This window comes from Pseudomonas sp. LBUM1673 (assembly GCF_059695645.1).
Genome location: NZ_CP166780.1, coordinates 3,848,991 through 3,864,223 on the forward strand (window position 1 = coordinate 3,848,991; position 15,233 = coordinate 3,864,223).

Genomic DNA, 15,233 nt, shown 5'->3' on the forward strand with positions numbered 1-15,233 from the left:
CAAAAGCGGCACATGCTCTAAAAGCGCACAGGTTTGTTATTATCCCGGCCCTTCGTCATGGCCTTACCGAGTAGTCCAAATGTCCGATCGCAGCGTTCGCCTTCAAGCTCTCAAGCACGCCCTCAAAGAGCGCATCCTGATTCTCGATGGCGGCATGGGGACGATGATCCAGAGCTACAAGCTCGAGGAACAGGACTACCGTGGCAAACGTTTCGCCGACTGGCCGAGCGATGTCAAAGGCAACAACGACTTGTTGGTGCTGACGCGTCCGGACGTGATTGGCGCCATCGAAAAAGCCTATCTGGATGCCGGCGCCGACATTCTGGAAACCAACACCTTCAACGCCACACAGGTGTCCCAGGCCGACTACGGCATGCAGGGCCTGGCGTACGAACTCAACGTAGAAGGCGCACGACTGGCGCGTAAGGTGGCGGACGCCAAGACCCTGGAAACCCCGGACAAGCCGCGTTTCGTCGCCGGCGTGCTCGGCCCTACCAGCCGTACCTGCTCGCTGTCGCCTGACGTGAACAACCCCGGCTACCGCAACGTAACCTTTGATGAACTGGTGGAAAACTACACCGAGGCCACCAAAGGCCTGATCGAAGGCGGCGCCGACCTGATCCTGATCGAAACCATCTTCGACACCCTCAACGCCAAAGCCGCGATCTTCGCCGTGCAAGGGGTTTACGAAGAGTTGGGCATCGAGTTGCCGATCATGATCTCCGGCACCATCACCGACGCCTCCGGCCGCACCCTCTCCGGCCAGACCACCGAAGCGTTCTGGAACTCCGTGGCCCACGCCAAGCCGATCTCGGTCGGCCTGAACTGCGCCCTTGGCGCCAGCGAACTGCGCCCGTACCTGGAAGAGCTGTCGAACAAGGCCAGCACCTACGTGTCGGCGCATCCGAATGCCGGTCTGCCGAACGAATTCGGTGAGTACGACGAGCTGCCATCGGAAACCGCCAAGGTCATCGAAGAATTCGCCCAAAGCGGCTTCCTGAACATCGTCGGCGGCTGCTGCGGCACCACGCCGGGGCACATCGAAGCCATCGCCAACGCCGTGGCCGGTTACGCACCGCGCGAGATTCCGGACATCCCCAAGGCCTGCCGCCTGTCGGGCCTGGAACCGTTCACCATCGATCGCAGCTCGCTGTTCGTCAACGTCGGCGAGCGGACCAACATCACCGGTTCCGCCAAATTTGCCCGCCTGATCCGTGAAGACAACTACACCGAAGCCCTGGAAGTCGCCCTGCAACAGGTCGAAGCCGGTGCCCAGGTGATCGACATCAACATGGACGAAGGGATGCTCGATTCGAAGAAGGCCATGGTGACCTTCCTCAATCTGATTGCCGGCGAGCCGGACATCTCCCGCGTGCCGATCATGATCGACTCCTCCAAGTGGGAAGTGATCGAAGCCGGCCTCAAATGCATCCAGGGCAAGGGCATCGTCAACTCCATCAGCATGAAGGAAGGTGTCGAGCAGTTCATTCATCACGCCAAACTGTGCAAGCGCTACGGCGCCGCCGTGGTGGTGATGGCCTTCGACGAAGCCGGCCAGGCCGACACCGAAGCGCGCAAGAAAGAAATCTGCAAACGCTCTTACGACATCCTGGTCAACGAAGTCGGCTTCCCGCCGGAAGACATCATCTTCGACCCGAACATCTTCGCCGTGGCCACCGGCATCGAAGAACACAACAACTACGCTGTGGACTTCATCAACGCCTGCGCCTACATCCGCGACGAACTGCCGTATGCCCTGACCTCCGGCGGCGTGTCCAACGTGTCGTTCTCGTTCCGTGGCAACAACCCGGTGCGCGAGGCGATTCACTCGGTGTTCCTGCTGTATGCGATCCGAAATGGCCTGACCATGGGCATCGTCAACGCCGGGCAACTGGAGATCTACGACCAGATCCCTGCCGAGCTGCGCGATGCCGTCGAAGACGTGATCCTCAACCGCACCCCGGAAGGCACCGACGCCCTCCTCGCCATCGCCGACAAGTACAAGGGCGATGGCAGTGTCAAGGAAGCCGAGACCGAAGAGTGGCGCAACTGGGACGTGAACAAGCGTCTGGAACATGCGCTGGTCAAGGGCATCACCACGCACATCGTGGAAGACACCGAAGAGTCGCGCCTGTCCTTTGCGCGCCCGATCGAAGTGATCGAAGGCCCGCTGATGTCCGGCATGAACATCGTCGGCGACCTGTTCGGCGCCGGCAAAATGTTCCTGCCGCAAGTGGTGAAATCCGCCCGCGTAATGAAACAGGCCGTGGCCCACTTGATCCCGTTCATTGAACTGGAAAAAGGCGACAAGCCGCAAGCCAAGGGCAAGATCCTCATGGCCACGGTCAAGGGCGACGTGCACGACATTGGCAAGAACATCGTCGGCGTGGTGCTGGGCTGCAACGGCTATGACATCGTCGACCTCGGCGTGATGGTGCCAGCGGAGAAAATCCTGCAAGTCGCCAAAGAACAGAAATGCGACATCATCGGCCTGTCCGGTTTGATCACGCCTTCGCTGGACGAAATGGTTCACGTGGCCCGCGAGATGCAGCGTCAAGACTTCCATCTGCCGTTGATGATCGGTGGCGCGACCACCTCCAAGGCGCACACCGCGGTGAAGATCGAACCCAAGTACAGCAACGATGCGGTGATCTACGTCACCGACGCCTCCCGCGCCGTGGGCGTGGCGACGCAGTTGCTGTCCAAGGAACTGAAGGCCGGTTTTGTCGAGAAGACCCGCCTGGAATACATCGACGTTCGCGAGCGTACCGCCAACCGCAGCGCCCGTACCGAACGCCTGAGCTACCCGGTGGCCATTGCCAAGAAGCCGCAGTTCGACTGGGGCAGCTACACACCTGTCAAACCGACGTTCACCGGCGCCAAGGTGCTGGACAACATCGACCTGAAGGTGCTGGCCGAATACATCGACTGGACACCGTTCTTCATCTCCTGGGACCTGGCCGGCAAATTCCCGCGCATCCTGCAGGATGAAGTGGTCGGTGAAGCCGCCACCGCGCTGTACGCCGATGCCCAGGAAATGCTTGCCAAGCTGATCGACGAAAAACTCATCAGCGCCCGTGCGGTGTTCGGCTTCTGGCCGGCCAACCAGGTGCGCGACGATGACATCGAAGTCTACGGCGATGACGGCAAGCCATTGGCCAAGCTGCATCACTTGCGCCAGCAGATCATCAAGACCGACGGCAAGCCGAACTTCTCCCTCGCCGACTTCGTCGCGCCCAAAGACAGCGGCGTGACCGACTACGTGGGCGGCTTCATCACCACCGCAGGGATCGGCGCCGAAGAAGTGGCCAAGGCCTATCAGGACGCCGGCGACGATTACAACTCGATCATGGTCAAGGCTTTGGCCGACCGTCTGGCCGAGGCGTGCGCCGAGTGGCTGCACCAACAGGTGCGTAAAGACTACTGGGGCTACGCCAAGGACGAGACGCTGGACAACGAGGCGCTGATCAAAGAGCAATACACCGGCATCCGCCCCGCTCCGGGCTACCCGGCGTGCCCGGATCACACCGAAAAAGCCACGCTGTTCAAGCTGCTGGACCCGGAAGCAGAAGAGCTCAAGGCAGGCCGCAGCGGTGTGTTCCTCACCGAGCACTACGCCATGTTCCCGGCGGCAGCGGTCAGCGGCTGGTACTTCGCTCATCCGCAGGCGCAGTATTTTGCCGTGGGCAAGATCGACAAGGATCAGGTGCAGAGCTACACCTCGCGCAAAGGTCAGGAGCTGAGCGTGACCGAGCGCTGGCTGGCGCCGAATCTGGGTTACGACAACTAACCCCCATCCCCTGTGGGAGCGTGGCTTGCCCGCGAAGAACGATTACGCGGTTTCCCTGTGAGACCGCGTTATCGTTCTTCGCGGGCAAGCCTCGCTCCTACGGGATTTGCGTGGATTGTCTATGCTTGCTTAACATGCATGGGTGACGAGGGATTTATGGACGATCCGGGTGACAACAAACCGCCGACCTTCTGGCAGATGCTGCACAGCGTCATGGCGGCGGCGTTCGGGGTGCAGAGCGGAAAGAACCGGGCCCGGGATTTCGCTCACGGCAAGCCCAGCCATTTCGTGATTCTGGGGATTGTGTTCACGGCAGTGTTCGCATTGACGCTGTTTGTCATCGTGAAACTGGTGCTGCATCTGGCCGGGATTTGAGCCTGCTTCCGGGCAAATCAGTGCAACAGGGTCTGCAAGTTGAACGGGTAGCGATACGACGTCGTCCGCCCTTTGGCCGAGAGTTTTTGAAAGTCCACGCCGTAATCCTGAGTGGTACTCAAATCCAGCAGTCGCCTGGCTTGCGCATGATCGATCAGCTGCAACGCTGAAATCTGTCGGTCGCGCCCACCATACCGGCTGACGTCCACGCCCTGATCGTAGTCATGCAACAGCACCATGGCCCAACCACCCAGACTGAAGTGCCCGCCCAACAGCACACTCAACCGTCCCTCCAATAGCGCCTGTAATGCGGCCGGTGAACTGTTGACGGCGCTGAACAGCGCGTCCCTGCCAGGCTGGCCTCCCGTTTCGGTGTACGCCTGCATGGCGCCAAAGGCCATTTCATCATTGGCCGACCAGACCAGCGACGTTTGCGGGTAACGCTTGAACAATAACCGGGCCTGTTCATAGGCACGCTCGCGGGTCCAGCCGCCATAGACCAACTGGCGCAACCGCACTTCAGGGTGTTCGGCCAATGCCCGCATCATGCCCTTCTCACGCTGTTGCGCGGCTGGCGTGATCTTCAGGCCGGAAAAGGCCACGAGATCAATGACCTCGCCGGGCGCGACCGGGCGATGCAGACGAATCAGCTCCTTGAGCATCAGGTAGCCGCTCTCTTCATTGTTGGGCACAAGGCTGCCCAGCCAGTCGGGATACTTGTCCGGCTGGGCGCCGAGCAGGCGCTTCTGGTCTGCGGTCAGGCCGTTGTTGACCAGAAACAGCTTCACGCCGCTGCCTTGAGCCAGGCGTAGGATTTCGGGCGCGACGTACAGTTCGTTGACGAACACCAGATAGTCCGGCCGATTCGGCCCTTGCAGGGCTTCGCGGGCCTGTTTGAGTGTGGTTTCAGAGTTTCGCTCGGAATACTGGATGTGCAAATCCATGCCCAGGTCCTTGGCTGCGGTCTGCATGAACTGCGAGTAACTGGCCCAGAAAACCTCTTGGGTGGTCCCTGGATTCAGGAACAATACGGACGCCGCCTGGGCGCACGGTCCCAGGACCGTACCCAGCGCCAGCACTACACCACAGAAAAACTTCAACATTGATCGTCCGAGCCCCCGAAAATTCGCCGCGCATTATAGCCAGCGAAGTCCCTTGAAACGGCGCTTATTCCGGCTTTTATCCGACGATCGTCGGTGCCAGGCCCGGACGGGGTCGTTTATTGATGGCTGACCCAGAACACGGCTGTGCCCACGACCAGGATGATCAGGAACAAAATCGCCCAGGCATCGACCGTGCTATCGCTTTTCCTTGCTTTGGTTGGGTTGCTCATTGCATCGCCTCTTGTCGGTTTTATCGGTGATTGCATAAAGACTCGAGCACAGTTAAGACGATGATTGCCCGCACCACAAACGTGGGTTTTACCTTTACGAATTTCATTAGTCGTTTTGGTTCTTTACATATACTCAAACATCACTTTTGCGCATAACTGCAAACTGGTATCTTGCATCGGCTCCGTTGGGAGTGCGCGGCCGTGCGCGCAGAATTGCCGAGGCAGAATCGGATTCCAGCAAGCGATCACGCAGCTGTATCCGACCGGCCCAAGCCTGAGAACAGGACTTATATGTACGTATACGACGAGTACGATCAGCGGATCATCGAGGACCGCGTCAAGCAGTTCCGTGATCAGACCCGACGCTATCTGGCAGGCGAGCTGAGCGAGGAAGAGTTCCGTCCCCTGCGCCTGCAAAATGGCCTTTATATCCAGCGTTTTGCCCCGATGCTGCGGGTAGCGGTGCCTTATGGCCAACTCACTTCGCGCCAGACGCGAATGATGGCCAAAATTGCCCGCGACTATGACAAGGGCTACGCCCACATCAGTACCCGGCAGAACGTGCAGTTCAACTGGCCAGCCCTGGAAGACATCCCGGACATCCTGGCCGAACTTGCGACCGTGCAGATGCACGCGATCCAGACCAGCGGCAACTGCCTGCGCAACGTCACCACCGACCAGTTCGCCGGTGTCGCAGCCGACGAGTTGATCGATCCGCGCCCATGGTGCGAAATCGTCCGTCAGTGGACCACGTTCCACCCGGAATTCGCCTACCTGCCGCGTAAATTCAAAATCGCCATCAACGGTTCGACGTCCGACCGTGCGGCCATCGAAGTCCATGACATCGGCCTTGAGCCGGTGCACAACGCCGCGGGCGAGCTGGGTTTCCGTGTGCTGGTCGGCGGCGGCCTGGGCCGTACCCCGGTGGTGGGCGCGTTCATCAACGAATTCCTGCCGTGGCAGGACCTGTTGAGCTACCTCGACGCCATCCTGCGGGTCTACAACCGCTACGGCCGTCGTGACAACAAATACAAGGCGCGGATCAAGATCCTCGTCAAGGCCCTGACGCCTGAAGTGTTTGCGCAAAAAGTCGATGCGGAAATGGAGCACCTTCGCGGTGGCCAGACCACGCTGACCGATGCCGAAGTGCATCGCGTGGCCAAACACTTTGTCGATCCGGACTACAAAGCGCTGGACCACCAGGCCTCTGAGCTCGCCGAGCTCGACAAGCAGCACCCAGGCTTCGCCCGCTGGCGCACCCGCAACACTCTCGCGCACAAAAAGCCGGGTTACGTCGCCGTGACGCTGTCCCTGAAGCCGACCGGCGTTGCGCCGGGCGACATCACCGACAAGCAGCTCGATGCCGTTGCCGACCTCGCCGACCGTTACAGCTTCGGCCAGCTGCGCACCTCCCACGAACAGAACATCATTCTGGCCGATGTCGAGCAAAGCCAGTTGTTCACCCTGTGGGGCGAGTTGCGCGAGCAAGGTTTCGCCACGCCGAACATCGGTTTGCTGACCGACATCATCTGCTGCCCGGGTGGTGACTTCTGCTCCCTGGCCAATGCCAAATCGATCCCGATCGCCGAATCGATCCAGCGCCGTTTCGACGACCTGGATTACCTGTTCGACATCGGCGAGCTGGACCTGAACATCTCCGGTTGCATGAACGCCTGTGGTCACCACCACGTCGGCCACATCGGCATTCTCGGGGTGGACAAGAAAGGCGAAGAGTTCTACCAGGTTTCCCTGGGCGGCAGCGCCAGTCGCGATGCGAGCCTGGGCAAGATCCTCGGCCCGTCCTTCGCCCAGGAAGCCATGCCTGACGTGATCGAGAAGCTGATCGACGTGTACGTCGAACAACGTACCGAAGACGAGCGCTTCATCGACACCTATCAGCGTATTGGCATCGACCTCTTCAAGGAACGCGTCTATGCAGCGAATCATTAAGAACAACGAGGTTGTCGACGAAACCTGGCACTTGCTGCCCAAGGACTTCAACATCGACGAGATCAGCAACTGCGACGACCTGATCGTCCCGTTGCAGCTGTGGCGCGAACACAGCCGCATGCTCAAGGCCCGCGATGGCGGCCTGGGTGTGTGGCTGGACGCCGATGAAGAAGCCGAAGAAATTGGTGACGATGTCGCTCAGTTCCAGGTCATCGCCTTGAACTTCCCGGCTTTCACCGATGGACGCAACTACTCCAATGCTCGCTTGCTGCGTGACCGTTATGGTTTCAAAGGCGAATTGCGGGCGATTGGCGATGTGCTGCGCGACCAGCTGTTCTACTTGCGTCGTTGCGGTTTCGACGCCTTTGCATTGCGCGCCGATAAAGACCCGTACGAAGCCCTGGAAAGTCTCCAGGACTTTTCGGTGACCTATCAGGCCGCCACCGACGAACCGCTGCCGCTGTTCCGTCGCCGCTAAGTACGTAGCCCAACAAAAAGCCCTGAACCGGAATCCCGATTCAGGGCTTTTTTGTTTGTCGAGCGGTGTTTACCAGAAGCGCTGCTGAGTCAAACGACTCCACCAACTCAACAGTACACGATCGATCGAACCACTGGCTGCGATCCCGATACGTTCCTGCAGGCTTTTGCGTTCGGCGTAATGCAAGTGATAGAGTTCGGACTGCTTGGCGCGTTCGGCAAGGTATTCATCGCTGGTCTTGAGTTCATCCACCAGGTGCTTGTCCAGGGCCGAGACACCCAGCCAGATTTCGCCCGTGGCCACTTCGTCGATGGCCAGTTGCGGGCGATAGCGGGAAACGAAATTCTTGAATAGCTGATGGGTGATGTCCAGGTCTTCCTGGAATTTCTCCCGGCCCTTCTCGGTGTTTTCGCCAAACACCGTCAGCGTGCGCTTGTACTCGCCGGCCGTCAGCACTTCGAAGTCGATGTCGTGCTTTTTCAACAGGCGATTGACGTTGGGCAACTGCGCCACCACGCCGATCGAACCGAGGATCGCGAACGGCGCGCTGATAATCTTCTCGCCGATGCACGCCATCATGTAGCCGCCGCTGGCTGCGACCTTGTCGATGCACACGGTCAACGGCACGCCGGCTTCACGAATCCGTGCCAGTTGCGAAGACGCCAGGCCATAGCTGTGAACCATGCCGCCACCGCTTTCCAGACGCAGGACCACTTCATCCTTTGGCGTGGCGAGGGTCAGCAGCGCGGTAATTTCGTGGCGCAGGCTTTCAGTGGCTGACGCCTTGATGTCGCCGTCGAAATCCAGCACGAACACGCGCGGTTTGGCTTCGGGCTTCTTCTTTTGCTTTTTCTCGGTTTTAGCCTGGGACTTGCGCAAGGCTTTGAGCTGGTCCTTGTCGAGCAAGGTCTGCTCCAGGCGTTCGCGCAGCCCTTTGTAGAAATCATTGAGTTTGTTGACTTGCAGCTGCCCGGCCGATTTGCGCCGACCTTTGCTGCGCAACGCCGCAAAACTGGCCAGGACCACCAGAATGGCGATCACCAAGGTTACGGTCTTGGCCAGAAAAATGGCGTACTCGGACAAAAGCTCCACAGGGACTCCTTCAATCAATGCGCGGGTTAAACACGCGCGGGATACCTCCAGCATACCCATCCGCCGGCCTGACGACCAGCCGTGAAACCTCTGGCAACAAGCCTGTAACGGGCATTTCAAACAAGCGTATGTTTTTTCATTGACAGCTCACCGCCATCCTCATAACCTCGCCAAACCTTCAACGTACCGGGATGACGCGGACGTGGGCAGCATCTACTTGATTCGACATGGCCAGGCCTCCTTTGGTGCAGACGACTATGACGTTCTGTCGCCGACCGGTGTTCGCCAGGCAGAAGTCCTTGGCCAGCATCTGGCCGAACTGGGTGTCAGCTTCGATCGCTGCCTGTCGGGCGACCTGCGCCGTCAGCAACACACCGCCAACAGCGCGCTGGAACAGTTCGCGGCCGTCGGTTTGCCAGTGCCGACACTGGAGATCGATTCCGCTTTCAACGAATTCGACGCCGACGCAGTGATCCGTGCCCTGCTGCCGGCCATGCTGGAGGACGAGCCCGAAGCGCTGGACATCCTGCGTAACGCCGCGCAAAACCGTGCCGAGTTCCAACGCATCTTCGCCCTGATCATCGAACGCTGGCTCGTCGGCACCTACGACACTCCGGGCCTGGAAAGCTGGCTGGGTTTTGTCGAACGCGTGCAAGCGGGCCTGCACCGGCTGCTCGAACATGCCGACAACACCCAGAAAATCGCCGTGTTCACCTCCGGCGGCACCATCACTGCCCTGCTCCATCTCATTACGCAAATGCCCGCCAAGCAGGCCTTTGAATTGAACTGGCAAATCGTCAACACCTCGCTCAACCTGCTTAAGTTTCGGGGTCGCGAGGTGGCCCTGGCTTCCTTCAACAGTCATGCGCACCTGCAACTGCTGAAGGCCCCGGAACTCATCACGTTTCGCTGAGTCCGGACTATTGTGACCCTGGCTGTATTCACCCAGCTCTTATTACCCAAGAAAGGATCGAACCATGACCTCCGTAGCTGATGCCGTACAAGCAATGAAAGCCAAGTTCAACCCAGCCGCTGCTGCCGGTCTGGACCTGGTATTCGGTTTCCGCATCGACGACACCAAGAACTTCTCGCTGATCGTCAAGGACGGCACCTGCGAACTGCAAGAAGGCGAAAACCCGGACGCCCAGGTCACTCTGGTGATGGATGGCGAAACCCTGGAAGGCATCGTCGATGGCTCGACCGACGGCATGCAAGCGTTCATGGGCGGCAAACTGCGCGCTGAAGGCGACATGATGCTGGCCATGAAACTGTCCGAGCTGTTCCCGGCGTAAGACGACGGCTCCCGCTTTCGGGAGCCTCTCTGGCTGCATACGAATCCCGCCTATATGGCGGGATTCGTCGTTTCCGGGCTCAACGCGTACCCGCGTCATCCATTTCTTCGAAGACTTTGAGATGCGCTTCCTGCTCCGGGTCTACGCTGTTGACCTCGGTCACTTCACCGTCATAGGTCAGGTTACCGTCATCTCCGTCGAGCTGAACGCCGATGACATACTTGCGATAACTCACCTGCAGATAAAGATTGTAAAGATCCGCCGGCTTATCCGGGGCACTGAAGAAGCTGTAGTTGTAGCGCACACGCCGGGTCAGCACCGGCCATGTATCCCAGACCGGCTGAGTATTCACTTCAGGCCGAACATCCTCCAGCGCCTCAATGGCCGCCTGGATCAGAAATTCGTTGTCCTTGGCGGTGAAAACAAAGGGTTTGCTGCGAGTCATGATGTACGGATTCAACTTGCCGTCGAGCTCCTGGGGCACATACATGCCATTACCAAACCACTTCGTGGCATCGAACGTTGGCCCACTGACCCCCGTAGCACGAGTCGTCATCATGACGGTGTCGGGGATGCTGCTGCCCTGACTGGCGTACAGATAAGTCCCGACCAGGCCGACGGCTATCAGCGCCGCCACCAAGAGACCTTTCGGGTTACTGACTTTAAGAGATGTCACTGGGCAGTTGTCCTTATCCTTCGGATCGAGCGGCAGCGTTTGCCATCGTCTACGTCCGTGTTTGAGCCAGGCGGGGAATCTAACCGATCTGTCAGGTAGTTAAAACAGGCCGCCGGCGAATTTGCGGTCTATATTCCTTGCTGGCCGCATGCGTCAGACATCGGCTGTTTGCCCTCGCTTCTTTTATGAAGACTTTGTGGAGAACACTGCCATGAGCCCACCTGACGAGCACAATGACTTCAGTCGCCGCCGTGTATTGCAAGGCCTTTCGGCAGGGGCCGTCGGTGCCTGGGTCAGTCCGCTGATTGCAGGGAGCAAAACCATGCCCGACACCCCCGCCGACCTGATTCTGTACAACGGACGCCTGCACACGGTGGACCGCAAGAAACCCCAGGCCAGTGCCGTCGCGATCAAGGACGGACGTTTCGTGGTGGTCGGCAGCGATGCCCAGGCGATGGCCCTGCAAGGCCCAGGCAGCCAAATCATCGACCTGCATGGCCGAACGGTGATTCCCGGTCTCAACGATTCCCACCTGCACTTGATCCGTGGCGGCCTGAACTACAACCTCGAACTGCGCTGGGAAGGCGTGCCATCCCTGGCCGATGCCTTGCGTATGCTCAAGGATCAGGCCGATCGCACACCCACACCGCAATGGGTGCGAGTGGTCGGCGGCTGGAACGAGTTCCAGTTTGCCGAGAAGCGCCTGCCGACGATTGAAGAACTGAACAAAGCCGCACCGGACACTCCGGTGTTCGTCCTGCACCTCTACGACCGAGCGCTACTCAACCGTGCGGCGCTGAAAGTGGTCGGGTACACCCGCGATACGCCAAACCCGCCGGGCGGCGAAATCCAGCGCGATGCGAATGGCGACCCCACCGGCATGCTGATCGCCCGCCCCAATGCGATGATCCTCTACTCGACGCTGGCCAAGGGGCCGAAGTTGCCATTGGAATACCAGGTCAACTCGACCCGCCAGTTCATGCGCGAACTCAATCGGCTGGGCGTCACCAGCGCCATCGATGCCGGCGGCGGTTATCAGAATTACCCGGACGACTATCAAGTCATCCAGCAACTGGCCAAAGACCAACAGCTCACGGTGCGCATTGCCTACAACCTGTTCACCCAAAAACCCAAGGAAGAGCTGACCGACTTCAAAAACTGGACCAGCACCTCCCAGTACGGTCAGGGCGACGACTTCCTGCGGCACAACGGTGCCGGGGAAATGCTGGTGTTCTCGGCAGCGGATTTCGAAGACTTCCTCGAACCACGTCCCGACCTGCCCAAAACCATGGAGCAGGAGCTGGAACCGGTGGTGCGGCATCTGGTGGAACAGCGCTGGCCCTTCCGCCTGCACGCCACCTACAACGAATCCATCAGCCGCATGCTCGACGTGTTCGAGAAGGTCAACCGGGATATTCCATTCGACGGTTTGCCGTGGTTCTTCGATCACGCCGAAACCATCAGCCCACGAAACATCGAACGGGTCAAAGCCCTGGGCGGCGGCATCGCTATTCAGGATCGCATGGCGTTTCAGGGCGAATACTTCGTCGACCGTTACGGCGCGAAGGCGGCTGAAGCGACACCACCGATCGCGCGCATGCTCGCCGAGGGTGTGCCGGTGGGCGCTGGCACCGATGCCACGCGCGTCTCCAGCTACAACCCCTGGACCTCACTGTACTGGCTGGTCAGCGGCCGCACCGTCGGCGGGCTGGCGCTGTACCCGCAAGGCTTGAGCCGCGATACCGCACTGGAACTGTTCACCCACGGCAGCGCCTGGTTTTCTTCCGAACAAGGCAAGAAAGGCCAGATCAAGGTCGGCCAACTGGCGGATCTGATTGCACTGTCGGCGGACTATTTCCACATCGAAGACGAAGCCATCAAATGGATCGAATCAGTGCTGACCATTGTCGACGGCAAGATCGTCTACGGTAGCGTCGAGTTCGAAAAACTGGGGCCTGCGCCCGTGCCCGTGATCCCCGAGTGGTCACCCGTGGTTAACGTACCGGGGCACTGGAAACCACTGGCACCGCTGACGGCGCAAGTGCACCAGTGTGTGGGCGCTTGCGCGGTGCATGCCCACCGCCATGAACGGGCGCGGTTGTCCTCGGCCCCGGTCAGTGACTTTCAAGGGTTCTGGGGCGCGTTTGGCTGTTCCTGTTTCGCGTTCTGAACGAAATACCTCCAAACACCCCTCCATCCAATGTGGGAGCGGGCTTGCTCGCGAAAGCGGACTGACAGTCAACATCACTGTTGAATGTTAAACCGTCTTCGCGAGCAAGCCCGCTCTCACATTAAATCACTGTTATTCCTTTTGCCCCGAAACACTCCCTGACACAAGCTTGATCTCGATCAGTTGTTCGCCCCCCCGCCATCACTACTATCGCGCTTCCATCGAAGGCCACGGACGGCTCATTGGGAGCCTGCGGCCCGTCATTCTCAAGGAAGAGTCAATCATGCGGTCATTGAAAATCATTCTGCTGGCATCGGCGTTCAATAGCCTGACCCAACGGGCCTGGCTGGACTTGCGCCAGGCCGGTCACTCGCCCAGCGTGGTGCTGTTCACCGAGGCACACGCGGTGTGCGAGCAGATCGAAAATTCTGGCGCTGACCTGGTGATCTGCCCGTTTCTCAAGGACCGGGTACCGCAACAGTTGTGGAGCAACCGCCAGCGCCCCGTGGTGATCATTCATCCAGGCATCGTCGGCGACCGTGGTGCCAGCGCGCTGGACTGGGCGATCACCCGTGAGCTCAGCCGCTGGGGCGTGACGGCGTTGCAAGCGGTGGAGGAAATGGATGCGGGGCCGGTCTGGGCCACCTGTGAATTCAACTTGCCCCAGGGCCTGCGTAAATCCGAGTTGTACAATGGACGCGTCAGCGACGCGGCAATCTGCTGCATTCGCGAAGTCGTGGAGAAGTTCATCGCCGGTTTCGTTCCGGTGCCCCTGGACTACAACCAACGCCAGGTGATTGGTCGCTTGCAACCGAACATGAAGCAAGCCGACCGATCCTTCAGCTGGCACGATAGCTCACATTTCATCAAACGCTGCATCGACGCCGCCGACGGCCAGCCAGGGGTCTTGGCGAGTCTGGCCGGCGGTCAGTACTACCTCTATGACGCCCATCTGGATTCACGCAGCGGCACACCGGGTGAGATTCTCGCGGTGCATGACGATGCGGTGCTGGTGGCAACCGGTGATCACAGCCTGTGGATCGGTGCGCTGCGACGCAAACCCCGGCCCGGCGAAGAAACCTTCAAGCGCCCGGCCCGACATGTGCTCGCCGAACGGCTTGCGCAAGTGCCGCCCCTTGATTGGTCGATCGCCTCTCGGCCCTTTAACAACGAGTCCTATCAACCGATCCGCTATCGCGAATCGGGGCATGTTGGCGAGCTGACCTTCGAGTTTTACAACGGCGCCATGAGCACTGAACAGTGCCAGCGATTGGTGGCTGCTCTGCGCTGGGCCAAGTCCCGGGACACCCGAGTGCTGTTGTTCAAGGGTGGGCGCGGCAGTTTTTCCAACGGTGTACACCTCAATGTGATCCAGGCCGCAGCGGTTCCGGGGCTGGAGGCCTGGGCCAATATTCAGGCGATTGACGACGTCTGTCAGGAACTGTTCAACGCCCGGCAACTGGTGGTCAGCGGCCTGACCGGCAATGCCGGGGCCGGCGGCGTGATGCTGGCGCTGGCGGCCGACATTGTCTTCGCCCGGTCCGACATCGTGCTCAACCCTCATTACAAAACCATGGGCCTGTATGGCTCCGAATACTGGACCTACAGTCTGCCCCGCGCTGTCGGCCCGGCGATGGCGGAAAAGCTTACGGAAGACTGTCTGCCGATCAGCGCCATCCAGGCCTTGCAACTGGGCATGGTCCAGGAAATCGGCCCGCGTTGCCCCGACGAGTTTGGTCTGTGGTTGTTGCAGCGGGCCAATGGTGCGTTGAGTGATCCGGCGTACCAGGCGATACGTCAGCGCAAAAACCAGTTCGATACTCAGCTGATGCAGCACTGTCGCAATGCCGAGCTGGAAGAGATGCAGCTGGACATGGTGCAGAACCGCAAACAGTTTGCCGAGAAGTGCCGTCATTTTGTGTTCAAGCGCAAGGCGTGTGGCACGCCGCAGCGGTTGGTGGCCGATTGGGCGGTGGTGAAGGAAGTTGAGTGGGTAGATTGTTTGGCATGAGGTAATCAGGTCGAGCAGTGAAATCTGTGGCGAGGGAGCTTGCTCCCGTCCGGCTGCGTAAACCAT

At 59.6% G+C, this 15,233-nt stretch carries 11 protein-coding genes; 8 read left to right on the forward strand and 3 right to left on the reverse strand.

Annotated elements, in window-relative coordinates:
- The first annotated feature begins 79 nt into the window (after positions 1–79).
- Together metH and ACA044_RS17610 are read left to right on the forward strand one after the other, a co-directional pair.
- Entirely contained in the window at positions 80–3,790 is a 3,711-nt protein-coding gene (gene metH, locus ACA044_RS17605; protein ID WP_497442548.1) for a methionine synthase, read from the forward strand.
- A gap of 156 nt (positions 3,791–3,946) precedes the next feature.
- On the forward strand, positions 3,947–4,165 hold the full coding sequence (locus tag ACA044_RS17610; RefSeq protein WP_497442549.1) for a DUF2970 domain-containing protein: 219 nt from the start codon (positions 3,947–3,949) through the stop codon (positions 4,163–4,165).
- Between the two features lie 17 nt (positions 4,166–4,182).
- Here the strand turns inward: ACA044_RS17610 and ACA044_RS17615 are convergent, their stop codons facing one another.
- Entirely contained in the window at positions 4,183–5,268 is a 1,086-nt protein-coding gene (locus ACA044_RS17615; protein WP_497442550.1) for an ABC transporter substrate-binding protein, read from the reverse strand.
- 521 nt (positions 5,269–5,789) lie between these two features.
- On the opposite strand from ACA044_RS17615, the gene ACA044_RS17620 reads away from it, so the two are divergent.
- Both ACA044_RS17620 and ACA044_RS17625 read left to right on the forward strand, forming a co-directional pair.
- The gene (locus tag ACA044_RS17620) at positions 5,790–7,448 is read left to right on the forward strand and encodes a nitrite/sulfite reductase (RefSeq protein WP_497442551.1); all 1,659 of its coding nucleotides are present in this window, start codon (positions 5,790–5,792) and stop codon (positions 7,446–7,448) included.
- A complete protein-coding gene (locus ACA044_RS17625) occupies positions 7,432–7,926 on the forward strand; it encodes a DUF934 domain-containing protein (protein WP_497442552.1) in 495 nt (164 codons plus the stop codon). Before ACA044_RS17620 ends, ACA044_RS17625 begins: the two co-directional genes overlap by 17 nt.
- Positions 7,927–7,995: 69 nt before the next feature.
- On the opposite strand, the gene sohB is transcribed toward ACA044_RS17625, so the two are convergent.
- Positions 7,996–9,018, reverse strand: coding sequence for a protease SohB (sohB, locus tag ACA044_RS17630; RefSeq protein ID WP_497442553.1), 1,023 nt, complete (start codon positions 9,016–9,018; stop codon positions 7,996–7,998).
- Between the two features lie 202 nt (positions 9,019–9,220).
- On the opposite strand from sohB, the gene ACA044_RS17635 reads away from it, so the two are divergent.
- Together ACA044_RS17635 and ACA044_RS17640 are read left to right on the forward strand one after the other, a co-directional pair.
- Positions 9,221–9,931 carry a histidine phosphatase family protein gene (locus ACA044_RS17635; protein WP_497442554.1) on the forward strand — a complete coding sequence of 237 codons (711 nt, stop codon included), beginning with the start codon at positions 9,221–9,223 and terminating at the stop codon, positions 9,929–9,931.
- Positions 9,932–9,995: 64 nt separating this feature from the next.
- Positions 9,996–10,310, forward strand: coding sequence for an SCP2 sterol-binding domain-containing protein (locus ACA044_RS17640; protein WP_123356684.1), 315 nt, complete (start codon positions 9,996–9,998; stop codon positions 10,308–10,310).
- Positions 10,311–10,389: 79 nt separating this feature from the next.
- On the opposite strand, the gene ACA044_RS17645 is transcribed toward ACA044_RS17640, so the two are convergent.
- Positions 10,390–10,986 carry a hypothetical protein gene (locus ACA044_RS17645; protein WP_497442555.1) on the reverse strand — a complete coding sequence of 199 codons (597 nt, stop codon included), beginning with the start codon at positions 10,984–10,986 and terminating at the stop codon, positions 10,390–10,392.
- 322 nt (positions 10,987–11,308) lie between these two features.
- Here ACA044_RS17645 and ACA044_RS17650 point away from each other — a divergent pair, with 322 nt between their 5' ends.
- A complete protein-coding gene (locus ACA044_RS17650) occupies positions 11,309–13,156 on the forward strand; it encodes an amidohydrolase (RefSeq protein WP_497447252.1) in 1,848 nt (615 codons plus the stop codon).
- A 283-nt stretch (positions 13,157–13,439) separates the two neighbouring features.
- Positions 13,440–15,167: a hydrogenase maturation protein gene (locus ACA044_RS17655; protein ID WP_497442556.1), complete on the forward strand. Its 1,728-nt coding sequence runs from the start codon at positions 13,440–13,442 to the stop codon at positions 15,165–15,167.
- Positions 15,168–15,233 lie beyond the last annotated feature (66 nt).

Bases quoted from the DNA above. Each gene is read 5' to 3' on its own strand.
- metH (WP_497442548.1), top strand. From the start codon at position 80: ATGTCCGATCGCAGCGTTCGCCTTCAAGCTCTCAAGCACGCCCTCAAA.
- ACA044_RS17610 (WP_497442549.1), top strand. From the start codon at position 3,947: ATGGACGATCCGGGTGACAACAAACCGCCGACCTTCTGGCAGATGCTG.
- ACA044_RS17615 (WP_497442550.1), bottom strand. From the start codon at position 5,268: ATGTTGAAGTTTTTCTGTGGTGTAGTGCTGGCGCTGGGTACGGTCCTG.
- ACA044_RS17620 (WP_497442551.1), top strand. From the start codon at position 5,790: ATGTACGTATACGACGAGTACGATCAGCGGATCATCGAGGACCGCGTC.
- ACA044_RS17625 (WP_497442552.1), top strand. From the start codon at position 7,432: ATGCAGCGAATCATTAAGAACAACGAGGTTGTCGACGAAACCTGGCAC.
- ACA044_RS17640 (WP_123356684.1), top strand. From the start codon at position 9,996: ATGACCTCCGTAGCTGATGCCGTACAAGCAATGAAAGCCAAGTTCAAC.
- ACA044_RS17650 (WP_497447252.1), top strand. From the start codon at position 11,309: ATGCCCGACACCCCCGCCGACCTGATTCTGTACAACGGACGCCTGCAC.
- ACA044_RS17655 (WP_497442556.1), top strand. From the start codon at position 13,440: ATGCGGTCATTGAAAATCATTCTGCTGGCATCGGCGTTCAATAGCCTG.